At 58.7% G+C, this 25480-nt stretch carries 8 protein-coding genes and 1 pseudogene; 1 reads left to right on the top strand and 8 read right to left on the bottom strand.

Going from position 1 to position 25480, the window contains the following annotated elements:
• Positions 1–174: 174 nt before the first annotated feature.
• Positions 175–13101, bottom strand: coding sequence for an Ig-like domain-containing protein (locus tag ETAA8_RS18875; RefSeq protein WP_202921081.1), 12927 nt, complete (start codon positions 13099–13101; stop codon positions 175–177).
• Positions 13102–14272: 1171 nt separating this feature from the next.
• On the opposite strand from ETAA8_RS18875, the gene ETAA8_RS18870 reads away from it, so the two are divergent.
• Positions 14273–16453, top strand: a complete 2181-nt coding sequence (locus ETAA8_RS18870) for a Calx-beta domain-containing protein (protein ID WP_202921080.1) — start codon at positions 14273–14275, stop codon at positions 16451–16453.
• Positions 16454–16541: 88 nt separating this feature from the next.
• Here the strand turns inward: ETAA8_RS18870 and ETAA8_RS18865 are convergent, their stop codons facing one another.
• The 7 genes and pseudogenes from ETAA8_RS18865 to ETAA8_RS18840 form a co-directional block, all read right to left on the bottom strand.
• On the bottom strand, positions 16542–18917 hold the full coding sequence (locus tag ETAA8_RS18865; RefSeq protein ID WP_238397422.1) for a tetratricopeptide repeat protein: 2376 nt from the start codon (positions 18915–18917) through the stop codon (positions 16542–16544).
• A 297-nt stretch (positions 18918–19214) separates the two neighbouring features.
• Positions 19215–19874: pseudogene (locus ETAA8_RS35920) on the bottom strand (serine/threonine-protein kinase); the annotation flags it as partial.
• 299 nt (positions 19875–20173) lie between these two features.
• Positions 20174–20749, bottom strand: a complete 576-nt coding sequence (locus ETAA8_RS18860; RefSeq protein ID WP_145091736.1) for an ECF-type sigma factor — start codon at positions 20747–20749, stop codon at positions 20174–20176.
• Positions 20750–21037: 288 nt separating this feature from the next.
• The gene (locus tag ETAA8_RS18855; RefSeq protein WP_145091734.1) at positions 21038–22069 is read right to left on the bottom strand and encodes a terminase gpA endonuclease subunit; all 1032 of its coding nucleotides are present in this window, start codon (positions 22067–22069) and stop codon (positions 21038–21040) included.
• Positions 22070–22229: 160 nt separating this feature from the next.
• A complete protein-coding gene (gene istB / locus ETAA8_RS18850; RefSeq protein ID WP_145086466.1) occupies positions 22230–23051 on the bottom strand; it encodes an IS21-like element helper ATPase IstB in 822 nt (273 codons plus the stop codon).
• A complete protein-coding gene (gene istA / locus ETAA8_RS18845; RefSeq protein ID WP_145086469.1) occupies positions 23048–24562 on the bottom strand; it encodes an IS21 family transposase in 1515 nt (504 codons plus the stop codon). The genes istB and istA overlap by 4 nt, the downstream gene beginning before the upstream one ends.
• 76 nt (positions 24563–24638) lie before the next feature.
• The gene (locus ETAA8_RS18840) at positions 24639–25028 is read right to left on the bottom strand and encodes a hypothetical protein (RefSeq protein ID WP_145091732.1); all 390 of its coding nucleotides are present in this window, start codon (positions 25026–25028) and stop codon (positions 24639–24641) included.
• Between the last annotated feature and the right edge of the window lie 452 nt (positions 25029–25480).

Here is a 25480-nt window from a genome sequence, read left to right as displayed (position 1 = left end):
GTTCGATGATTGGTCGAATCGGTTGGAATGCCTGGAGCTGAGGGACCGGGACTTCCCTATTCACTAGAAACGCCCCGCTCCGCCCAGCAAGTACTGCTTGCTCATAGTCGACCAGCAATTGTGCAAATGTCTCATCCATAGCTTTGACTTTTGTCGCTAGGCAACGCGCTACGACTATGCTTCGTTGACACGGGTTTCTGTGGAGGCAATGCGGTCACTCAAGGTCTCGCCTAGTTCGGCGAAGAAGAGATCGGTGCTGGTGCCGCCGAGCATCGTATCGATCTTTGAATCGCCAGTCACCGGAGCACCCAGTTGCGCGGTGACGTTGGCTACGCGGGTGGAATAAGGAACATCGGTGTTCCAGACGTTCAAAAGGGCAATCAGTGCGGCATCGTTGCTGTCAATGCTAGTAGCGCTACCGATGAGTACGTCGGCCCCACTCCCGCCAGTAAGTTTGTCATTACCAGCACCGCCAATCAGGATGGCGTGACCAATCGTTCCGGCGACAGGGGCCGCGCCAACTTTCAGCGTGTCGTTGCCGGTACCGCCCACCAGGACAGCAATTCCCTTCCCGCTGGTGAGCGTATCGTTGCCGGCTTGGCCGAATAGAAGTGCTGCTCCGTTGCCACTGGTGAGAGTGTCGTTGCCGTCACCACCGTAAAGTGTTGATGTGCCGTTGCCACTCGTGAGCTTGTCGTTGCCGATGCCGCCGATGAGGGTCGTCGGGCCACTGCCACCGGTCAGCGTGTCGTTGCCGGCGTCCCCATCGATAATCAAGTTCCCACTGAAGGTTGAGGCGTTGATCGTGTTTGCGCTGGTGCCACCTTTGAGTTCAGCAGCCTCGAAGCCGCTGTGCTTGATTGTCCCGCGGCCAGTCCGCGTGAGCGTCGTACTGCTCAACGTCATTGACGAGGCGTTGTCTGTCACTTTCAGCGTATCGACTCCGCCATCTGCCTTTAGGTCGGCAGTACCAGCCCAGTTGTCGATCGTGAAGGTGCTATCCACCGCGCCTGTAACCGAAGTGAGTACTGCATTCTCAATGGTGCTGATCGTCACGTTGGGCTTACTCGGTCGCTGCAGCAACGTCGGCGATAACACGAAGCCAGTGCTCCCCGTCGATTCAATCGTATCGGTACCGCCAGCGCCAATAACGTTCAGCGGCTTGGTCCAGTCGGTCACGGTGAACTTGTTGGTCGATGAACCACCGGTGAGCGTCGCCGAGACGATGCCATTCATATTCACCGTCGCAGTTGTCGTGCCCGAAGTGCGCGTGAGGAGTGCATCGGTCAGCACGAAGTTGCCGTCACCCGTGTAAGACACCGTATCGCCGCCACCTTGACCATCGATCGTCACGCTGGCCGTCACTCCGCTGAAGACGAAGCTTTCGGGGCCCGTTGTCCCCTTCAACTCGATCCGTTCGATCTGGCTATACGAATCGGCCGATAACCCCACACGAATGCTCGTCGCCGAGACAATCGCGGAGCCGGTCATTTCGACGATCGTATCGATGCCTGCACCACCCACAATCTTGTCGTTGCCCAGGCCACTAACGAAGGTATCGTTACCCGCATCGCCGGACATGGTATCGTAACCATCACCGCCAACGAACGTATCGTCGCCCGCGTTACCCGCCATTACATCGTTGCCATCGCCGCCGATGATGATGTCCGGCCCACCACCGCCAGAGATAGTGTCCCTGCCAGCATCACCATAGATCGTGCTGGGCTTGGTGATTGGGTTTGTCGTCGTCGATTCAATCACGATCGAATCGTTGCCACTCCGACCAAAAATCACGATGCGACCGAACGAGGACAGCGGGAAAGAACCAATCGATACGGTCGGAGCGATGTAAACTGTTGCAATACCATTCTTTGCCCGCACGACAATGGCATCGCTGACATTCTCGTTGCCGTTAATTACGAGCACATCGGGGTTCAACGGGCCAGGGTTCTCTGGATCGTCGATCACCTGAGCCGAACCGACCGGCAAGGCCTGAATGGTGAGTTGGTGGTCTTCAACTTCACCGTCTGTAGCGGGGCCGGTGGGCAACTCACTGCCGTCAGTGCTAATGCGAAAGCGGGCGTAGGTAATTCCAGCTACGGCACTGTCCGGCACCTGCACAACGAGCGTGTTACTGCCGGCCGCTACAGCTAACCCACTGGCAATCTTCTCTGCTGGATCGAACTGGTCGTTACTATTGAAGTCGATCCAGGCATCCAGCTTGCCCGCGGTGGAAGCGTTGACGGTGATGGTGGTATTGAACCGCGGCACGAGTGTGGTTGCGCTGAACGATACGCCATCTTCATCGTCGGTGCTGTTCAAATCATCGCCATTGGCATTGGGCGAGGCCTGATTTGCAGCTTCGAAATCGCGCGTGCCGAGCAGCGGACCCGAGTTGTCTGGGCCGCCGGTGAAGCCTGCTCCTTCGAAGTGCGAAGCCACGCCATAGCTGGCCGGCGCATCGCCAAAGTCATAATCTTCGGTAGCGGTGACATCGAGTGTGACCGTGATGAGCGAAGTTGGTGAGATACCATCGGTAACTCGATAGCGAAAACTATCCGGCCCGTAGTAATTTGCGAAGGGCGTGTAGGTGAACGAGCCGTTGGCGTTCAATGCGACCCCACCATGGGTCGGTTGCGTGAACGAATGCGCATTTAGCGTCGTACCGAAATCGACATCCGTATCGTTCTCCAGCACACCCCGCGCGGCGATGGTCAGTTGCGTTTCTTCGGCAGTTGTGTAGGAATCAACATTGCCGATCGGCGCATCGTTCTCGCCGTTCACCGTGATCGTCAATGTGCTGCTGCTCGTCAGGGCTGGATCATTGTCATCCTGCACGGTGTAATTAATCAGCACCGTGGCCGTCTGCCCGGCAGGCAAAAAATCAAAGTCCGTGCCCGGATCGAAGACAATCGAGTTGCCGCTCTGGGTGACCGTGGCCGTGCTGATTGTGATCGGCGAGTTGTTCGTATCGAACGTCGCCGAAGCAATGCTGAAACCCGGAGCCAGGCTCAGCACGTCCGTCGTATCCGGATCAGTGTCATTGGCGATGACATCGGTCGTAACCGGCGCATTTTCCGTCGTGCTGGCCGTATTCGGATTGGCAACAGGCGAATCGTTGACGTCAGTCACAGTCACACTGATCGACTGGATCGTTAGTCCACCGTTGCCGTCGTTGGCCGTGACCTGGACCTCGTAGACGTTGTTGGCACCAGCATCGGTCGGCAGTTCGAAGTTCGGTGCAGTCTGGAAGGTCAGCACACCACCCGTGGTGAGGCTGAACTTCCCGGAGTCCGCACCACCGGTAATCGTGTAGGTGACAGTTTGAGCGGGAAGGTCGGCATCGCTGGCAACTACTGTGGTGACGGCCGTTTGGTTCTCCGGCACACTGGCCGTGGCGAGTGAGGTGAAGACCGGCGCATCGTTGACGTCGGTCACAGTCACGCTGATCGTCTGGATCGTTAGTCCACCGTTGCCGTCGTTGGCCGTGACCTGGACCTCGTAGACGTTGTTGGCACCAGCATCGGTCGGCAGTTCGAAGTTCGGTGCTGCCTGGAAGGTCAGCACGCCACCCGTGGTGAGGCTGAACTTCCCGGCATCGGCACCACCGGTAATCGTGTAGGTGACAGTTTGAGCGGGAAGGTCGGCGTCGCTGGCGGCGACCGTGGTGACAGCCTGTTGATTCTCGGCGGCACTGGCCGTGGCGAGTGACGTGAAGACCGGCACGTCGTTGACGTCGGTCACCGAGACACTGATCGACTGGATCGTGAGTCCACCGTTGCCATCATTGGCGGTAACCTCGACCTCGTAGACGTTGTTGGCACCACTGTCTGTAGGCAATTCGAAGTTTGGCGCTGTCTGGAAGGTCAGCACGCCACCCATGGTGAGGCTGAACTTCCCGGCATCGGCGCCACCGGTGATTGTGTAGGTCACCGTTTGAGCTGGCAGGTCCGCATCGCTGGCGGCGACCGTGATGACGGCCGTTTGGTTCTCCGGCACACTAGCCGTGGCAAGTGAGGTGAAGACCGGCACGTCGTTGACGTCGGTCACCGAGACACTGATCGTCTGGATCGTGAGCCCACCGTTGCCGTCGTTGGCCGTGACCTCGACCTCGTAGACGTTGTTGGTACCAGCATCGGTTGGCAGTTCGAAGTTCGGCGCGGTCTGGAAGGTTAGCACACCACCCGTGGTGAGGCTGAACTTCGCTGCATCGGCCCCACCGGTGATTGTGTAGGTGACGGTTTGAGCGGGCAGGTCTGCATCGCTGGCGGCGACCGTGATGACGGCCGTTTGGTTCTCCGGCACACTAGCCGTGGCAAGTGAGGTGAAGACCGGCACGTCGTTGACGTCGGTTACCGTCACACTGATCGTCTGGATCGTGAGCCCACCGTTGCCGTCGTTGGCGGTGACCTGCACCTCGTAAACGTTGTTGGCACCAGCATCGGTTGGCAGTTCGAAGTTCGGTGCGGCCTGGAAGGTCAGCACACCGCCACTCGTCAGGCTGAACTTCCCTGCATCGGCCCCACCGGTGATTGTGTAGGTGACGGTTTGAGCGGGCAGGTCCGCATCGCTGGCCACCACCGTGGTGACAGCTGTCTGATTTTCCGGCACGCTGACCGTGGCCGACGAAGTAAAGAGCGGCGCATCGTTGACGTCGGTCACCGTGACACTGATCGTCTGGATCGTGAGTCCACCGTTGCCGTCGTTGGCCGTGACCTCGACCTCGTAGACGTTGTTGGTGCCAACGTCAGTCGGCAGTTCGAAGTTCGGTGCGGTCTGGAAGGTTAGCACACCACCCGTGGTGAGGCTGAACTTCGCTGCATCGGCCCCACCGGTGATTGTGTAGGTGACGGTTTGAGCGGGCAGGTCTGCATCGCTGGCGGCGACCGTGATGACGGCCGTTTGGTTCTCCGGCACACTAGCCGTGGCAAGTGAGGTGAAGACCGGCACGTCGTTGACGTCGGTTACCGTCACACTGATCGTCTGGATCGTGAGCCCACCGTTGCCGTCGTTGGCGGTGACCTGCACCTCGTAAACGTTGTTGGCACCAGCATCGGTTGGCAGTTCGAAGTTCGGTGCGGCCTGGAAGGTCAGCACACCGCCACTCGTCAGGCTGAACTTCCCTGCATCGGCCCCACCGGTGATTGTGTAGGTGACGGTTTGAGCGGGCAGGTCTGCATCGCTGGCAACGACCGTGGTGACGGCAGTTTGATTCTCGGCGGCACTGGCCGTGGCGAGTGAAGTGAAGACCGGTGCGTCGTTGACGTCGGTCACCGAGACACTGATCGTCTGGATCGTGAGTCCACCGTTGCCGTCGTTGGCCGTGACCTCGACCTCGTAGACGTTGTTGGTACCAGCATCGGTTGGCAGTTCGAAGTTCGGCGCGGTCTGGAAGGTTAGCACACCACCCGTGGTGAGGCTGAACTTCCCTGCATCGGCCCCACCGGTGATTGTGTAGGTGACCGTTTGAGCGGGCAGGTCTGCATCGCTGGCAACGACCGTGGTGACGGCAGTTTGATTCTCGGCGGCACTGGCCGTGGCGAGTGAAGTGAAGACCGGTGCGTCGTTGACGTCGGTCACCGAGACACTGATCGTCTGGATCGTGAGTCCACCGTTGCCGTCGTTGGCCGTGACCTCGACCTCGTAGACGTTGTTGGTACCAGCATCGGTTGGCAGTTCGAAGTTCGGCGCGGTCTGGAAGGTTAGCACACCACCCGTGGTGAGGCTGAACTTCCCTGCATCGGCCCCACCGGTGATTGTGTAGGTGACCGTTTGAGCGGGCAGGTCTGCATCGCTGGCAACGACCGTGGTGACGGCAGTTTGATTCTCGGCGGCACTGGCCGTGGCGAGTGAAGTGAAGACCGGTGCGTCGTTGACGTCGGTCACCGAGACACTGATCGTCTGGATCGTGAGCCCACCGTTGCCGTCGTTGGCCGTGACCTCGACCTCGTAGACGTTGTTGGTACCAGCATCGGTTGGCAGTTCGAAGTTCGGTGCGGTCTGGAAGGTTAGCACACCACCCGTGGTGAGGCTGAACTTCGCTGCATCGGCCCCACCGGTGATCGTGTAGGTCACCGTTTGAGCTGGCAGGTCCGCATCGCTGGCGGCGACCGTGATGACGGCAGTTTGATTCTCGGCGGCACTGGCCGTGGCGAGTGAAGTGAAGACCGGTGCGTCGTTGACGTCGGTCACCGAGACACTGATCGTCTGGATCGTGAGCCCACCGTTGCCGTCGTTGGCCGTGACCTCGACCTCGTAGACGTTGTTGGTACCAGCATCGGTTGGCAGTTCGAAGTTCGGCGCGGTCTGGAAGGTTAGCACACCACCCGTGGTGAGGCTGAACTTCGCTGCATCGGCCCCACCGGTGATTGTGTAGGTGACGGTTTGAGCGGGCAGGTCTGCATCGCTGGCGGCGACCGTGATGACGGCCGTTTGGTTCTCCGGCACACTAGCCGTGGCAAGTGAGGTGAAGACCGGCACGTCGTTGACGTCGGTTACCGTCACACTGATCGTCTGGATCGTGAGCCCACCGTTGCCGTCGTTGGCGGTGACCTGCACCTCGTAAACGTTGTTGGCACCAGCATCGGTTGGCAGTTCGAAGTTCGGTGCGGCCTGGAAGGTCAGCACACCGCCACTCGTCAGGCTGAACTTCCCTGCATCGGCCCCACCGGTGATTGTGTAGGTGACGGTTTGAGCGGGCAGGTCCGCATCGCTGGCCACCACCGTGGTGACAGCTGTCTGATTTTCCGGCACGCTGACCGTGGCCGACGAAGTAAAGAGCGGCGCATCGTTGACGTCGGTCACCGTGACACTGATCGTCTGGATCGTGAGTCCACCGTTGCCGTCGTTGGCCGTGACCTCGACCTCGTAGACGTTGTTGGTGCCAACGTCAGTCGGCAGTTCGAAGTTCGGTGCGGTCTGGAAGGTTAGCACACCACCCGTGGTGAGGCTGAACTTCGCTGCATCGGCCCCACCGGTGATTGTGTAGGTGACGGTTTGAGCGGGCAGGTCTGCATCGCTGGCAACGACCGTGGTGACGGCAGTTTGATTCTCGGCGGCACTGGCCGTGGCGAGTGACGTGAAGACCGGCACGTCGTTGACGTCGGTCACCGAGACACTGATCGACTGGATCGTGAGTCCACCGTTGCCATCATTGGCGGTAACCTCGACCTCGTAGACGTTGTTGGCACCACTGTCTGTAGGCAATTCGAAGTTTGGCGCTGTCTGGAAGGTCAGCACGCCACCCATGGTGAGGCTGAACTTCCCGGCATCGGCGCCACCGGTGATTGTGTAGGTCACCGTTTGAGCTGGCAGGTCCGCATCGCTGGCGGCGACCGTGATGACGGCCGTTTGGTTCTCCGGCACACTAGCCGTGGCAAGTGAGGTGAAGACCGGCACGTCGTTGACGTCGGTTACCGTCACACTGATCGTCTGGATCGTGAGCCCACCGTTGCCGTCGTTGGCCGTGACCTCGACCTCGTAGACGTTGTTGGCACCAGCATCGGTTGGCAGTTCGAAGTTCGGTGCGGCCTGGAAGGTCAGCACACCGCCACTCGTCAGGCTGAACTTCCCTGCATCGGCGCCACCCGTGATCGTGTAGGTCACGGTCTGCTCAGGGAGGTCAGCGTCTGAGGCAACCACCGTGGTGACGGCCGTTTGATTCTCGGCGGCATTGACTGCGGCCGGCGAAGTGAAAGTGAACGCCGAGTCGTCGTTGGTGATCGTCCCCACGCCGGTCAGGGTGGCCCCAGCACCGTCGAACGTGACGAGTCGTCCTCCCACGCTCAAGGTATCCAGAATCAGCCGGACCTGCTCGTCCAGTTCCACCTTGCTGTCGGGGCCGGTATCGACGTTGATCGTGAAGGCCGCCGTGGAGCCGGCTGCGAACAGCTGCACGCTCGTGCTGGTCAGGGGCGAGTAGTCGCTGTCGGCCGTCGTGGCCGGGTTCGTCAGGCCGTCGGCCGTGCTGCGGTTGGCCGTCACCGCCACGTCCACCGGGTTGTTGATCGTCACGCTGAACGCCAGCTGTCCCCCTTCGGTGATCGTCGGGCTGCCGAGGCTGACCACCGCCGAGTCGTCGTTGGTGATCGTCACCGTCGCTTCGTCAGCACCGGTATCGACCGTGATGTTGGCGTTGTCGGTGCCGGTGATCTTCACGATGACCGATTCGGCCAGTTCGACGAGGGAGTCGTCATGCACGAGCACATCGATGTCGGCCGACAGGTCGCCGGCGAAAATCTTGACCGAGCCGGTCAGCGTTTCGTAGTCGCCCGTTCCCGTTCCGTCCGTCGCCGTGCTCGCGACCTGCACGGTGTAGCTGACAATCGTGTCGGTGGTGCTGGCTGCGGTTAGTTCCACTTTGAACTTGCCATTCGTGGGCGTGGCAGCTTCCGCAGCGTCGCCGTCATTCACAATGGAGACCAGAGCCGAGTAGGGGGGCGCGAAGCCGGTGACTTGCGATCCCACCCGAACTCGACCCCCTCCCTCCGTCAGAAACCGGCCGAAAAACGAGGTGTTGACATTGTCCACGACAATGCCGGAGAGGTTGGTAAAGGCAGATGTTCCGATCGCGCTGTTGGCGGAGGTGACGATCCCCGTGACCCCCGTGACACCACTCCCCCAGGTGACAGCCCCGGCATTGTTGATTGCGACGTTGTCCCAGCCCGGACTACGAACCACGTAATTGCCGTTGGTCAACGCCGTCGCGCCGCTTGAGCCAACTACATCGCCTGTTTGGCTGCCGACGAGGCTGTTGGCGGAGGTGACGACCCCCGCGATCCCCGTGACACCGCTCCCCCAGGTGGCGGCCCCGGCATTGGTGATCGCGCCGTTATCCCAGTTCTGACTAAGAACCACGTAGTTGCCGTTGGTCAGCGCCGTGATGCCGTTTGAGCCGACAAAATCAGAGGCTGTCGTGCCGACGAGGCTATTGGCGGAAGTGACGGCCCCCACAATTCCCGTGAGGCCATTGCCCCAGGTGGCGGCCCCGGCATCGACGGTCGCGCCGTTGTTCCAACTCAGACTACGTACTACGTAGTTGCCATTGGCGAGCGCCGTCGCTCCTTGGCCGACTTGATCATTGGCCTGGGTGCCGACGAGGCTATTGGCGGATGTAACGTTTCCCACGATTCCCGAGAGGCCATTGCCCCAGGTGGCGGCTCCGGCATCTACAGTTGAACCATTGTCCCAAGTATGACTACTGACCACATAGTTGCCATTGGCGAGCACCGCCACGCCGAAGCTACCGACGTTATCGCTAGAATGACTGCCGACGAGGCTATTGGCGGTCGAAACGGTACCTGATATCCCCCTGAAGCCATTGCCCCAAGTGACGGCCCCGGCATCGGCGATCGCGCCGTTGTTCCAACTCAGACTACGTACTACGTAGTTGCTGTTGGTCAGCACATACACACTTTGGCTGCCGACTTGATCGCCGGCTTGGCTGCCGACGAGGCTATTGGCGGAAGTCACCGCCCCCACGACTCCCCTCAGGCCATTGCCCCACGTGACGGCCCCGGCATCTGCGATTGCGCCGTTGTCCCAGAGATGGCTACTGACCACATAGTTGCCATTGGTCAGCGCCGTCACGTCGTCGATGCCGACTCGATCGCTAGTGTGAGTGCCAACGAGGCTATTGGCGGAAGTGACGGCCCCCACGATTCCCGTGAAGCCATTGCCCCACGTGACGGCGCCGGCATCGACGATTCCGCCATTGTCCCAGCTATCGCTACTTACCACGTAGTTGCCATTGGCGAGGGCCGTTACGTCGGTGGAGCCACCACCGAGCCGATCGTTGGCTGTCGTGCCGACCAGGCTATTGGCAGAGGTGACGATCCCCGTGATCCCCTTGAAGCCGTCTCCCCAGGTGACGGCCCCGGCATCGACGATTGCGCCATTGTTCCAATTTTGGCTATTGACCACGTAGTTGCCATTGGTCAGTGCCGTCACGCCGTTGATGCCTACTTCATCTTGGGTCTGACTGCCGACCAGGCTATTGGCGGAAGTCACCGCCCCCGAAATTCCCGTCAGGCCATTGCCCCACGTGACGGCGCCGGCATTGCTGTTCGCGCCGTTGTCCCAGAACTGGCTACTGACCACGTAGTTGCCATTGGTAAGCGCAATGATGGTGTTATTGCTGCCGGTATCGCCGACGATATCGCTGGCTTGGGTGCCGACGAGGCTGTTGGCGGCCGAAACGACACCTGAGATCCCCGTGACGCCACTCCCCCACGTGGCAGCCCCGACATCGGCAATTGCACCGTTGTCCCAGGCATAGCTACTAACTACGTAGTTGCCGTTGGTCAGCGCCACTACGCCCCCGTTACCGATTTGATCGCTGGTTTGGCTGCCGACGAGGCTGTTGGCAGACGAAACAGTACCTGAAATCCCCGTGACGCCGCTCCCCCAGGTGACGGCCCCGGCATTGGTGATCGCGCCGTTGTCCCAGAACTGGCTACGGACCACGAAGTTGCCAGTGGCGAGCGCCGTGATGCCGCCATTGCCGATCTGGTCGTTGGTGTGGGAACCGAGCAGCGTACTAATCAGAGCACCAGTGGAACCGTTAAACAGATAGACCGCGCCGGCGTTCGCCCCCCCTGCATCATCGTTCGGTGAGGTGATGACGACGTTGCCCGTAGCCAGCGTGACGACCGACGTGCCAAATCCATTGCCGGGGGCAGGATTCGGGTCGATAAACTCTGTGAAGGTCGCCGCCGGGCTGAAGCCGCTCGATTGGGAGCCGACACGGATCCTGTCCCCTCCTGCCACGGCAAAGCGACCGAAGAACGTGTCGTTGACATCGTCCGTCGCCGGGATGGTCAGACTTGTGGAGGTGGCGTCTCCAATCGCGCTATTGGCAACGCTAATGACGCCACTGACCCCCAGAACACCGTTGCCCCATGTGACGGCCCCGGCATTGGCGACTGTGCCGTTATCCCAGTTCTGAGTGCGGACTATGTAGTTCCCATTAGCGAGCGCCGTGATGCCGCCCGAGCCGACTTGATCGCTGGTTTGGCTGCCGACGAGGCTATTGGCGGAAGTAACGGCCCCCACGATTCCCTCGAGACCATTGCCCCAAGTGACGGCCCCGGCATCGGCCGTCGCGCCGTTGTTCCAGAAGGTGCTACGGACCACATAGCTGCCACTGGCCAAAGCCGTCACGCCATCGTGGCCGACCGAATCGCTGGTTTGGCTGCCGACGAGGCTATTGGCGGTAGTGACGGCTCCCACGGTTCCCATGGAGCCATTCCCCCAGGTGACGGCCCCGGCATTGGAGATCGCGCCGTTTTTCCAGCTCGAACTACTCACCACGTAGTTGCCGTTGGATAACGCCGTCACGGAGATGGAGCCGACTCGATCGTTGGCCTGAGTGCCGACGAGGCTATTGGCGGTCGTGACAGCCCCTACGGTTCCCGTGTTGCCATTCCCCCAAGTGACGGCCCCGGCATCGGCGGTCGCGCCGTTGTCCCAATTCGGACTTCTTACCACATAGTTGCCGTTGGTCAGCGCCGTCACAGCGTTGACGGAGCTACCGATTTGATCGTTGGCCTTAGTGCCGACGAGGCTATTGGCTGCCGTGACAGCCCCCACGATTCCCGTGTTGCCATTCCCCCAAGTGACGGCCCCGGCATCCACGGTGGTGCCGTTGTCCCAGCTCGAACTACTGACCACATAGTTGCCGTTGACCAGCGCGGTGATGCCGCCAACGCCGACGAAATCGTTGGCCTTAGTGCCGACGAGGCTATTGGCTGCCGTGACAGCCCCCACGATTCCCGTGAGGCCATTCCCCCAAGTGACGGCCCCGGCATCCACGGTGGTGCCGTTGTCCCAGTTGAAGCTCGCGACTACATAGTTGCCATTGGTCAGCGCCATCACCGAGCTGCTGCCGACTTGGTCGCTCGCCTTGGAGCCGACGAGGCTATTGGCAGTCGTGACGGCTCCCACGGTTCCCGTGAGGCCATTCCCCCAAGTGACGGCCCCGGCATCAGCGATCGCGCCGTTGTCCCAGTTCGGACTTCTTACTACGTAGTTGCCATTGGTCAGCTCAACGATGAAATCACTGCCGATTTGATCGCTGGCGTGAGTGCCGACGAGGCTATTGGCGGAAGAAACGGCCCCCACGATTCCCGTGGAGCCATTCCCCCAGGTGACGGCCCCGGCATCCGCGGTCGCGCCATTGTTCCACTCATCACTGGCTACCACATAGTTGCCGTTGGCGAGCGCCGTCACACCGTTTGAACTGACTCGATCACTGGCCTGCGTACCGACGAGGCTATTGGCAGCAGAAACGGTTCCCACGGTACCCGTAAGGCCATTGCCCCAGATGACTGCGCCGACATCGGCGGTCGCGCCGTTGTCCCAACTCGGACTACTTACAACATAGTTGCCATTGGTCAGCACCGTGGCGCTGGAGACTCTATCGCCGCCCTGACTTCCGACGAGGCTGTTGGCGGAAGTAATGGCCCCCACGATTCCCGTGAGGCCATTCCCCCAGGTGACAGCCCCAGCATCGTTGGCTGCGCCGTTGTTCCAAAACGGGCTTTGAACTACATAGTTTCCGTTGGTCAGCGCTCGGATACTGACGTTTCCGACTTGATCGCTGGCCGTACTTCCGACGAGGCTGTTAGTGGACGAAACATTGCCTGATATCCCCGTGACGCCATTCCCCCAGGTGACGGCCCCGGCATTAACGATCGCGCCGTTGTCCCAATTCGGGCTATGGACCACGAAGTTACCATTGGCGAGCTCAGCTACTCCTTGGCTGCCGACTTGGTCGTTGGCATGGGAGCCAAGCAGTGTACTGATGAGCGCACCGGTGGAACCGTTAAATAGATAGACCGCGCCGGCGTCGGTCCCCCCAGCATCATCGCGGGGGGAGGTGATGACGACATTACCCGTAATAAGTGTCACCACGGATTGGCCAAATTGATTGCCTGGGCTGGGTTTGGGATCGATAAACTCGGCGAAGTTGGCGGCAAGCACTCGCCGGTCTTCGAGTGGTTCTAAAAATGCGCGACGACGCCGGCTGGGGCTGGCCGACTTCGAGATCGATTGTTTACGTGAAAAGAAGCGATTCCAGAGCCACTTGGTGCGGTCGAGCATGAGGCGGATCATCCGAACAAAAGAAGAATGGCCGCGACAAGTTGGCGGCTCAGGACTTGTCTGATTTCTCGCTCGGGAAGGTGGGTCGGCAGAGGCGGAATCTGCCGATGAGGCAGGAGAAATCGGTGGGTCTGATATTAGCTGCAAAAAGGACAATAGCTAGTGCCGATGAGCAAGTTCCTGCCCTGTCGGAGGGGTTAAATTATCATTCTCAGGCGTTCGGTGCAGTATGAACAAGGGCCTCCTAGACTTAGGACAAGGATCGTCACCAGACCCGGCTTTCGTTTTTCGCCGACTTTTTTCAAACTCGACCGGCCTCGCGAATCTCTTTCAGCGCTAGTTTGCAAAAACTAAACTCACTATACCGGGCACTTTCGACCCCAGAACGCGCTGTCGCATTCATGAAAGCAATCGCACCGTCTGCCAGGTCTCCCGAGCGGAGAGCAAAGATTGCAGCAGCCAAGAGAGGCAAGCCACGGCCGGCTTACGTTATCGAGATTCTTCGCCGGGTCAACACAGGCCGAAAACACTTCGCTGCCTCACGTGCCAAGATGTCAGCGGCGAGGAAGGCCTGGGCTGCTCGTGGCGACTTAGCACCCGCTCCCAGAGTTCCTTGGTCAGCAAAGGAGCTCGAACTGCTTCGCACATTGCCAGCGGCTAAGGTAGCCGAGCGAACTGGACGAACGCTGCAGGCGGTTTATGCGCGGCGGTCACTGCTCAAGTTGCCAGATGGAAGGAGGAATCAAACTCAATAACGGCGCGAAGTATGCTAGATAACTTCCGAAGTGTCAGCCGAGTATGGCTAGACAAAGTCGATTCCGATCCGTTCGAGGGCGTCGCACCACGCCCACGGCCTCACCTTCCGGTCGATCTGCTCCAGTGGCCAGAATCGACTTAGCGTCCGCCGTCGCCAGAAAGACGTTGCCAAAGGGTCTGTTGACCTAGGCCAGTTTTGCAGGAAAGAAAAAAATTTGTGAAGGGTTTCTGTGCGTTTTGACGCCGACTTGATTGCCGGACGTTCCGGCGATGGCTCAATGTCAAACACTCCAGGAATTCACTTATGTCCCGCAGCTACCGACCAGTGTCCTTTCGGCCGACAATTTCCATTTCGAAGGGCCAACTGTCCAGTCGCAAATCGTTGGTGATCGAACGACTTGAGACCCGAGATCTAATGTCAGCGTCTCCTCTAACCAGCGATACCGAGGGCATTGCGATCTATGGGCCTGTACCACTCGCCGAGAGCATGGAAGTCTGCCGCTTGACGGAAGCATTGCTGGCAGCTCCGGGCCCAACTCACGAAGATTCCGCCCATACGTTCCCGGACTCTAACCATAGTGCGGCGGGCTTGTTGGCAACTGGCAGAATTTACGATGACGCTAACGGAAACAGCGTGCTCGATCTAAATGAAAGGTCGCTACCCAACGCGAAGATCTACGCCGACCTAAACAACAATCTTGTTCAGGACGTGAACGAGCCCTTCGGCTACTCCGGTGCCGAAGGTGTATTCGGGCTGTTCGGAGTGCCGGCGGGAGTATACCCATTGCGGGTCGATCGCCCCGGTTGGGAAACCACGCAGGAGGGACATTTTGACTCTCAAGAACTCGGGAACATTCTGCTCGGCATCCACAGCACCGCAGACTTGCCAGTCGGGAATGTGAGCGGAACCATCTTTCGGGATCTGAACCTGGATGGATTGCGGAATCCAAACGAGGTTGGTCTGAGGGACCGAACGGTCTACGCCGACGATAATGAGAATGGAATCGCCGACCCAAGCGAAACCTCTGCTCGTACCGATGCAGCGGGTAACTACGAGTTACAGTTAACCGCTGGTGAACACCTCGTGCGCGAAGTTGGAAACGCGTCAGATCCCATTCTGGTCACACTCGCGGAAGGGGAGACGACGGCCTGTGCCGACATCGCTATTCGTCCCGGTGGCGCACTAGCGGGCTCTGTTTATCACGATCGAAACGCATCCGGTATGCGTGATCGAGACGAAGAGGCGCTCCCAGGTCAGGTCTATCTCGATATCAATCAGAACTGCCAGTTCGATGCAGGTGAAGCATTCTCGGACGTTGATTCAAATGGTGCATTTCAATTCGCAGACATTTCCGCTGGCGAATACATTCTGCGTGCTTTGTTCGCGCCCGGAACTCAGGTCTCCGAAGGTGCCAGCGGCCAGATGATCTCGTTGAGTGAAGGAGATGAAATCCGAGATATCCTCTTCGGGGGCTATCGCAACGCTTCCATCAGTGGGCTAGTTGTCCACGATTACAACACGTTGTGGGGCAACGGCGTTGCCGGTCAGCAAGTGTTTGTCGATGTCAATGATAATGGTAATCTTGATTTCGACGAACCCGTCGCTATTTCTGATGAAAACGGAGGATTCTATACCCTCGAGGGACTTACGCCGGGCGTCTATCAGCTTCGTCTAGCAAATACCGCTGGCTGGCATGCGACGGACGAGAGTAGGGGTGAAGCTGTGACTGTCACCAGCGGCGAAGTGAAAACAATCAACCCGTTACGCGTCCAGCCGGGCCTAGAGATTCTTGATGCTCAGGTGTCAGAGGGAAGTGAAGCCACGGGCTATGCCACGTTTGTGGTTCATTTACAAACGCCTGTCGAGGTTCCGATTACTGTTAGTTTCAAGACAAGTGCGGCGCTGCAACCCACCTCGCCAGCGACTGGAATCGCCAAGGCCGGCCAAGATTATCTCGCCGGTATTGGTACGCTGACCTTTGCGCCGGGCGAGCAATCGAAGTCGATTCGTGTTCGGGTGCTCGGCGACACGGTTGCCGAAAACGACGAACAATTTATAGTGCAACTTCAGAATCCACGTGGGGCGACTCTGATTCGGAACGAGGCAACAGGCTCGATCATCGATGACGATGCTGCTGCACAGGATCCGTCCGGTACGCCAGCGATTGAGCCCTGTGTGACAGGTGAGATCGAGAGTGCTGCTCCCGTAATGTCGGTCGCCTCGGCCGCGACCAGCAGTGCGACTTTGAATCTTAAAGGGGTAGTGCCCAGCTACAATCCGAATGGGGGCACAAAGAAGATTTTGGGCGGAGCTACTTTGACGAATAGCCGCCAAATTACGGCGTCGTTTCGAGCCGATTTTTATTGGTCGTCCATTCCCTCACTGAATGCCGGAGCGCGATCTGAGCTGATCGGATCGACCAACATCGCAGGAAAATCGTTTGCGACCGGTAACCACAGCATCGGGTTCAGCTTGAACACGCAACGATCGCTCGTGAAGCCCGCCTACGCGAAGTACCTAGTTCAGGTATTAGTCCCCGGTGCGGGCATGCAGGAAAGCACGTACCTAGACAATGTGACTGCAGCCAAACTCTAGTTTTGTGACTGTTGGGGCAGCCACAGAGAGCGGTGAGGCAGGCCTCACCGCTCTCTTTCTTCATTGCAGCCTTCGAAAGAACACCATCTTATTTTGGGATAGTCTGCTGACGCCCCTGTTCGGCTAACCTCTGCAATTCGTCGTTGTTGGTCGTCATGGCATCGGCGGCAGCTGACTCAAAAAACATCCGGCTATCCTGGACTCGCCCCAGCTTCTGGAAGCGGTGGCCCAAAGCAAGTGCTAATGGACCTCGAATCACTGGCGATAGAGACGGGCTAATGCCACTCCAGCCAATAACGGAGGTGTTTCCTTTCCAAGCCAGCGCAAGCTGCAACAGTTGAGCTGTGGAGTGTTTCCCAGCGAGGAAACTTTGAACCAAGGAGCGGCCCGCCTGCCAAAGATGCTCTTCCAGGTCAGGCGACCAAGCTTCCTCGTGAATTCCGTCGCACGCTACAGAGAGTGCGACCACTACGAGTGACGTTTGGAAGAGATCGTCGAAACCGACGCGAAAGAAACCCAGATCCATCGCGGCCTCTTTGCCCCGCGAAGTTTGCCAAGCTTTCCGCAAAGAGCCTGCCGGCAACTGAAATGTTCCTCGCAGTACGGAAAATGCCGTGTTGCCACCAAAAACGACCGACGTGACAATCACGTCTTCGTCGGCATCGGAAAGGGAATCGCTTAAAGATCCAAGCACTACCTTGTACAAGGTATGGAGATTGTGTGAGCGGTGCTCCCAGTGTCGCTCGGCCTCCTTCATTGCAAGGTAACCCTTTCGCCAGGTCTGCCGCGCCGCATCTGTTTCGCCTTTACGGTCCAGCAAGAGCCCGCGCATCAGCCAAGCAGCCCCGACGTCATTGGGATGAGAAGAATCACTTTGTGGAAATCGCAGGAAATACTCATCGATCCGAGCCGCGGCCTGATCCCAGTTTCCAAGTTTGACATCCAGGCGAACTGCAGCCAGCAGCGCAACCTGGTCCTGATGCCCTTTACGCAACCAATCGGCGGAAGCTTTTTTCGCCTGCGTGACACGGTCCTGCAGGCAAAGCAGCCACATGTATTCCTCGTAAAAGTGGGGGTCATCCATCTGCGCAAATTCGCTGCTCATCCGTTCGGCCAATTCGAGCGCCTGCGCATACTTGCCGTCAGCATGATACGCGCGCAACAGCATTCGTTGCGTCAGATAGCGCTGCGCGATCGTGATATCACACAGCTCATCTAGGAGTATCCCTTGTTCCAATTTGGTCGTGCGCTTTGGGTCGGGCCGGAGGAACTCTAGGCCGCCGGAAACTCGGTACGCATCCCTGATACGCATCCGGGTTGCGTGAGGCACAAGCGATGCGATCTGTTCGAGGCCAAACTCAGCCCTGAGCGATTCGAGCCACTCCTGCATTTCGTCCACGCGATTAGCCTGCACGCAGAGCATCACGAGTTGAATTCGGGCAAGCAGGACCCAGCGTGGATTTCCCCTGCCAGTTGCGATGCCCGTGAATAAACGCTCCGCTTCATGCTCGTTTCCAAGGCCCAGCAGGCATAACGCTTCCTTGTATTTCGCTTCATCTCGCACTCTTGAGTCTTGATTGGTTTCGGCAACATGCCGATAGTCCTCGACGGCTACCTTGAAGTTTCCATGCTCGTACTCGTTGTCACCGCGTTCGAGTGAACTGGCTGCGAACGATAGAGATTGTCGCCACGCAGAGAATGCCTCTAATCGAGCACGACGGGGCCATGCAATCGCAAAGTTTCCTGCATTGCTTCCTGCGATTGCAAACACATCCTGAAACGTCAGTTTGCCGAGTGGTTGGTCGTTACTTAAGACTTGGAGCGCGAGGGTCTCGCCGTCTCGTTCAGCCATAATTCGCAGGATGGGGCTCGACAGTTGAATTTCCATCTGCCGTTGCACGACTCCGTTTCGGACAATGGAAGCCATGGTTACCTGGCCGGCACGTGTCACGACGAACGCATGGGACTTTGTGCCCTCTTGATGTGCGTTCAACAGAATCCCAGCGCTAAAGGGTTCCTGCGGATTAGCAAGCCAAAGCGTTACCTCGCAACGCAAGTTGCCGATGCAGGGTTCGGTCGTCAATACGACGGCGCTCCCTTTGGAATCCTTCGGATCATTTGTTAATGTCCCGTCGGTGGTCACTAGATGTGTACCGCTCAAGACTGGCGGGATCTCAGCAAAGGGAGCCTGCAATTCCACCACGCGCTGCAGCTGCACGCGGCGCTCGTTCATGCGCATCGATAACTCATCGGCGACAGATGGGAGGCGATTTTTCAGAAGTTTCAGTTTCGATTCGATTGCGGCGAAATCGGCTTTCTCCAGCCGCTCGTGACCCAGATGGTCCGTGATCAGCTCAGCTAGCCGCCGACCAAGAGCATCTCGGTGCTTCAATCCGTCACTTGGCGCGGTCTCTGCAAGCTGCCCGATCAGCTTCTCCAGTGCAACGACATCGGTTTCGAGCAAATCGTCGCCTGCGAGCCTTTCCTGAATTGTCTGGCGCAGGCGATTCTCTGCTTGAGTTTGCCGGTTGTTCCAGCCGGCGACACCGGCGAATAGTAATCCGAAGGCTGCAATGAGAATCGCTCCATAGAATGCCGGCGAGCGCCTGAGTCGACGGACAATTTTGTCAGTAACTCTTTCGCGGCGTGCACGAATTGGCTCGCCCGCTTGCAGTAGTTGCAGATCGATCGCAAACGCAGCCGCCGAGGCATAACGACGTTGCGGTTCTTTAGCGAGTGCCGTGAGGCAAATCGTTTCCAAGTCTCGGGATAGTCGTTGACCAAACCTCGAGGGAGGAACCGGATCGTGGTTACGAACCAATTCGAGAGTTTCAGCGGTCGTCTTACCACGAAAGGGAATCGTGCCGGTGAGCATTTCGTAGAGGATGACACCGAGGGCATAAACGTCGGTGGCGGGACCAATTGCCTCGTGGTTCCCACTTGCTTGTTCGGGAGCCATATATCCCGGTGTGCCAAACACAGCTCCCGTTTGAGTCCACCCAGCTTCGTTGGATTGGTTTTTGGCGAGGCCGAAATCGGCGATTTTAGGACCACTCGAAGCGAGCAACACGTTGGCCGGCTTCAGATCGCGATGGAGAATGCCTCGCTGGTGCATGAATTGAATGGCCTGCGACAACGCGATGAGCGTCGAAATCGCTTCTTCGACGGGCTGCGGACGACCGGCGATGCGGGCAGCCAGCGTAGGACCGTCGATGAACTCCATCGTAAAATACGGGTGGCCATCGATACTGCCGATGTCGTAAATCTGGACGATATGTGGATGCTGCAGCTGCGCGACGGCCTCTGCTTCCGACTGAAACCGGGATAAGACTTTCGCATCGGCATAGGTGCCGGCTCGAACCATTTTCAAGGCGACCCAACGCTTGAGCGAAATTTGCCGTGCCAAGAATACGATTCCCATCCCGCCTTCGCCAAGTTGGTCGACGATCTCAAAGCCGGGCACGGCCAACGCAGGGCGCGGTTGGCTATCGCTGCGAGTTTGCGGAACTTGTTGCTCAGTGGTGGTTTGGTCGGCTGCTGAAATCTGATCAACTGCGAGCAGATCCAGAACTCGACGCCGAACAATTGGATCGCCACATTCCCGAGCCAGGAACGTTTGCTGATCTTCAATTGGCAATTCGGCTGCCAGATCGAAGTAGCGGCGTACATCGTTGGCTTGCGTGACAGGCGACATTCGCATTCTCTCGGGAAGGTTCGCAGCTAGATCGATTGGTCCTTCAACCAGTCGCGCAACCAGGCTTTGGCAAATCGATGCCGCCGTTCGATTGTTGATAGTGATACGTCCAGTGATTGAGCAATCTCGGGCAGAGAATACTCCCCAAAGTAATGCATTTCGAGGACTTTACCTTCTTCTGGATATTCCCTCGCCAAAACTTGAATGGCTTCGTCAAGATTCACGACGTCACTCTGGCACTTCTGCTGCAAGGAGTCTAACACCTCGTCGAGCGGCACGCGCACCGCGTCACCACCTCGTTTTCCTGCGTTGCGCCGACGAGCATGTTCCACCAAGACCTGCCGAACTGCGCGAGAGAAAGCCCAAAATAGCTGGCCGCGATCAGCGGCTTTGGTTACTTCATTTCCCTGAATTAGTCTCATCAATCCTTCGTCAGCCAAATCGTGGGATTGGAGGGTATGCCCTGGCCTTTCGCCTCGTCTTAGGAGATGAGCTCGTTGAACACAACCCTGATAGATTTGCGCCACCAACTCATCAATCAACTGAGGCTCGCCGTCGCGAATCCGACGCAACAACAACGTAATCGCACCGACGTCAGCCATACGCTAAATACCTTCGCCGGACGAGTGCCGCTACGCACAATGCCCCTGGTGGCATTCTTGCGTCCAGCGTCGCACGGCGTATCAACTCGTCAAAGTGGTGCAACAACCGAAGTAATCATACATCCCAAGGACGCAGGAATTCAAATCGTCGCAAGTTCAACGCGGTGGGACGTTAGCCCTGCCAAGAACGCCCAGGAGGACTGCAAAGTCAGTTGCGGTGAGGCGGTGCATTAGGCCGTCGATGCGCTGGCGCAGATCCTGCGGTAAGAATCCCGACTAGTCCGGATTTCACCGCCGCCGCATGTGCTCGGGGATGGTCGCTTGTTTCCGTGCCGTCTGCTCCGCTAGTTGCCGTGCCGTCGGTCGTTCAGCCAATTCCCGCAGCGAGATTCGCTTCCGTTCGATTTTGGTCCCCGTTTCCAGATGCACGCCGAGCATGGACGCAGCCACCGCATTCCCCACCAGGCAATCGAACCAGTGGTTGTCGGGGTGGTTGGGGCGAGCTTTCCATTCTTCCACCGTTCTTCCACGGCCCTGCGTTGTGACTGGGTACTCGGCGGTGATGTGCTCAGATAATAGTCGGTGCCGGTTGGGCTCTGTCCCGAAGATCGACAGACAGCTGCGGTCGCCCATGGCTACCGTGAGGCGGGCAAACACAAACGTCTTCCAGTAGTTGGTGTCGTATGTCACGTGGCGGCAGGCGCGTTTGCCGTAGGTGCTTGGGATCCGCCAGTTGTGGCCCACGCGTTCACCCGGTTGCCGCTTGTACTCGGCAAAGGGGACGCTTGCGGCGCCGACGTACCGCCCGTGACTCGGCATCAGCACACCGCCGAACGTCGAGCGGCGACAGAATTCGTACACCGTATCCGTCGAAGCGCCCCAGTTGGCATCGATCAAGCAGGCTCCGATCCTGAGGATGCCACCACCGTCCTGCTGCCATTCGCGGCCGAGCAGGTCTGCCGTCAGTCCTTGCAGGCCGGCGAAGATCGCACCTTCCTGAGCGGTGCCAGGTGCCACGGACAGGAGCGTGGGGTTGGCATCGCGCAGGGTGAAGTAGTCGCGACGCTGGTCCGGATAGCAGCCGTAGTCGATGACGTAACCCGAGAAGTCTTCGGTCCATGCGCAGACCAAGTAGTAGAGCAGGTTGCCTTGGACGTCGATGTACGCGGTAAGCTGCGTGCAGCTGCTCGGAACCGTGGCTCGCGGCAGCCGGTTAAGCTTGGCCGCGATCTCTTCTGCAGAGAGGAGAGTAGAGAACGGAACCGCTTCGGGGAGCGGCTCGTTCTGGTATTCCGCGAAGAAGGCTGCTTCGTTCTGCAGCCTGAGGTGTAAACGACGGTCGAATAGTGCAGCGCGCGGCGGTTGAAAAGTGTGGCGCTGAGGTGGGGAAGGGTCTCAGTCTAAATCAGGGTGTTGGGGCATTCCAGTAAGAATCCTTCCTCCTCCGGAGGAGGAAGGATTGCGACGGTTGTAACGACGGCTAGGATTCTGCCGTTTCATCGGCGGGTGACAAGGATGAGGTCGCCGGTTTCGGGCGCGATCCTTTGCGGCGGCGCCGCGCGTCTTGCAAGCGATAACTTTCGCCGGTCGATTCGAGGATGTGGCAGCGGTGTGTCAGCCGATCGAGCACGGCGCCGGTCAGGCGCTCGCTGCCCAGGACTTCGGTCCATTGCTCGAACGGCAGATTGGTGGTCACGATCAACGATTGGCGTTCGTAAGCGCTACTGATGACCTCGAAGAGCAACTCCGCGCCCAGCTTACTGGCGGGGACGTAACCCAGCTCATCGAGGATCAGCAGATCGAACTTGGCTAGTGACGACTTCATCCGCAGCAGCGTCCGTTCTTCTCGGGCTTCCATAAGTTGCGTGATCAGTTCCGTCACGCGGCAGAAGCGGACCCGTTTGCCCCGCTGACAGGCGGCAATGCCAAGCGCGATGGCCAGGTGCGTCTTCCCCGTGCCCGGATGCCCGAGAAAGATCACCGACTCGCGGCGTTCCACGAACTCGCACCGCAGTAGTTCTGCCACCAGCACGCGATTGAGCGAGGGCTGGGCGGCGAAGTCGAAATCACCAGGCGATTTCAGGTTGGGAAAGCGCGCTGACTTGAGCCGCCGCTCGCTGGCACGCTTCTCACGGTTGAGTAACTCCAGCTCACACAGTTGCAGCAGAAAGCCCAGATGATCGACGTTCTCCGTCGCACACCGCTGGGCCGTTTTCTCGCAGCCCTCCAGGAACGACGGCAACCGTAGGGCCTTCAAGTGATGCTTGAGCAGCACCGTGCTTTTGGTTTCGAGAGATTTCATAACACACCTCCCGTCGTCAGCGCGCAGGTCAGTTCACGGTAAGACAGGAGATTGGGAGGAGGGATCGAGTGCGACTGCAGATGCGGATGATTGTCCAGCCGAAACCACCGCGTCGGCTCTTCCAGTCCCTGCTGCACGAGCAGCCGAATCGCATCGACGGCCAGAACGTCGATCTCCAGTGCCCGCTCAATCGCCGCAGTTAATGCAGCCAGCGAGATAGTCTCCAGCAGCCGCAAGGTTTTGATGAACTCCCGGCGGCCGTGTGCGCCGCCATCTGCTTCCAGACGCCGCCGGAGGAGATCGAAACAGTCCGGCAAGCCCCAGTTTTCCAGGGGTTTCGCGAAGTCCAAGCCCCCTGGCTTCCGCTCCAAGAGTGCCAGGTAATGCAGCGGGTTGTAATGGACCTGCTCCTTCGACCAGTCGCGTGGATGCTGGGCAACCAACTTGTCGTTAACGACCAGCCGAACTTCCTCCAGGCCGCCAATTGCGGTCACTTTCTGATGAGCATACTGCGTCGGCACCGAGTAATCGTTGCCGTCGAAGCGAACCAAGGAAAGAGAGTTGGCCTGGGCCGGTTCGACTCGCCGCGCTTCAAAGCCCGACTTCGGCAGCGGCAACAACGCAGCCTGCTCCTCTGCCAACAACGTGGCTTTGTTCGCCGGTTGTCCGCGTAACTGGCGTTCCAGATCTTCACAGCACTGCCGCTCGAGTTCGGCATTCAGCACTTCCAGGCTGCCGGTCCGTGGTACCGGCACCAGGAAGTTCCGCCGCGCGAAACCGATGAGGTTCTCCGTATGCCCCTTCTCCATCGGCCGTCGCACCAGGCAGAAGTGATGCTCAAACAGATAATGACTCTGCAGCCGTAGGAACTCACGCGTCGGCGTGTCACCCCGTTTCCCCACGAACCGGGCCACAGCAATCCGGCTGTTGTCGTAGCTGATCCGGCGGGGCACGCCGCCGAAGAACTCAAAGGCCCGCTGATGGCCCGCTTGAAACGTCTCGGTGCATTCGCGAGGAAAGACCTGCACGAAGAACGCGTCGCTGTACGGCAACGACATGACGCAGTACGCGACTTTCGTCGGCATGCCTTGCAGCACCACCTCCGCTTCGCCGAAGTCGAACTGGGCTTCGCCCGGTTGATGCGACAAGGGTAAGAACACCTCCGCCGTGGTCGTTCGCCACTCCCGCACGACCTCGCCGACCACCGTGATCCCGCCGGTGTAGCCATGCTCGGCACGCAGGCGGTCGAAGATCCGTTTAGTGGTGTGGCGCTGCTTGCGGGGCGCCGTTTTGTCCTGCTCCAGGATCTCGTGGATGATCGGCAGGAACGGATCGAGTTTGGGCCGCTCCCGGGGCAGACGTTGTCGATAACCGGGCGGCTCAGGGTGCTGCAGGATCTTTTCGAGGGTCTGCCAGTGAAGGGAAAATTCCCTGCAAACCGCTCGTTTGGATTTCTTCTCGGTCAGGACAAGACGACGGATTTCGGTCCAGTTATGCATATCTCGCAGCATGGGCTACGCTCGCGGATCGTAAGGCTTGAGACGCTGGGAAGCCTCAAATCTGCCTTACGGATTCTCACGAGCAGGGCTAGCGCTGCACTTTTCGACCGACCATCGGCTCCGCCGCGCGCTGCACTATTCGACCGTCGTTTACATGCGTGGTTTGCGACCCAAGATAGGTCACAGCCGCTTCCTCGCTTTCACTGGCGAGGTACAAGCCTTTACTTTCCGATATCGTAAGTTTTGCGAGTGTGGGAGCTGCCCGTTTACCGCCGTTCAGCATGAACTCGATTGGAGAAACGTCTGACGGCACCGCAAGTTGGCCACGCTCGACCTGATCAATCACACCGCAAACAGTCCCCAAAGTGGCTTGGGCGGAATTTGCATTAACCTTGCCCAGCGATCTCTGGTGCTCCTTTCCATCTATCACGACGCGAAGATGATACGCGTCTTTCTTCCGTTGAATCCAAGCCTTCATGCCAACACCTCCAGTGAAATGGGGACGAAGCTTCGAAGTTACCAACGCTCAAAGGGCGTCGGCCTCGGAGTTCTTCCGCAGTCCACGAAATGCCCTACGGGCAATTCACGGGCAAATTGGGAATGGCAAGATGGCGGGGTTTAAGAGGGTTCGCCACAAGTTCAACTGCGCGAACAAGCTACGCCAAACGGCGTTCAGAGGTGGTGGTGCTGCGATTTCTTTTTGAATCCAGCGCGTCTGCCATTCCGCCACTCTGGCTCGAATCACTCGGCCTCGCTAATTCAAAGCCGAGATCCCGATTATCACTGCTTCCGCAATTTTTTCAAGTGCCTGACAGCGAAGTACATACGCTCGAAAAAGCACCGTGAAAACGGCCGTTTTTATCTGTCGGGCCCGCTCGCGGCCACAGGTTGCCGGTACTGTGGGATCCCGATCTGAAATCGCAGCCTCGC

The organism is Anatilimnocola aggregata, from assembly GCF_007747655.1.
GTDB classification, from domain to species: Bacteria; Planctomycetota; Planctomycetia; order Pirellulales; family Pirellulaceae; genus Anatilimnocola; species Anatilimnocola aggregata.
This window is presented reverse-complemented; position numbering and strand designations above follow the sequence as displayed.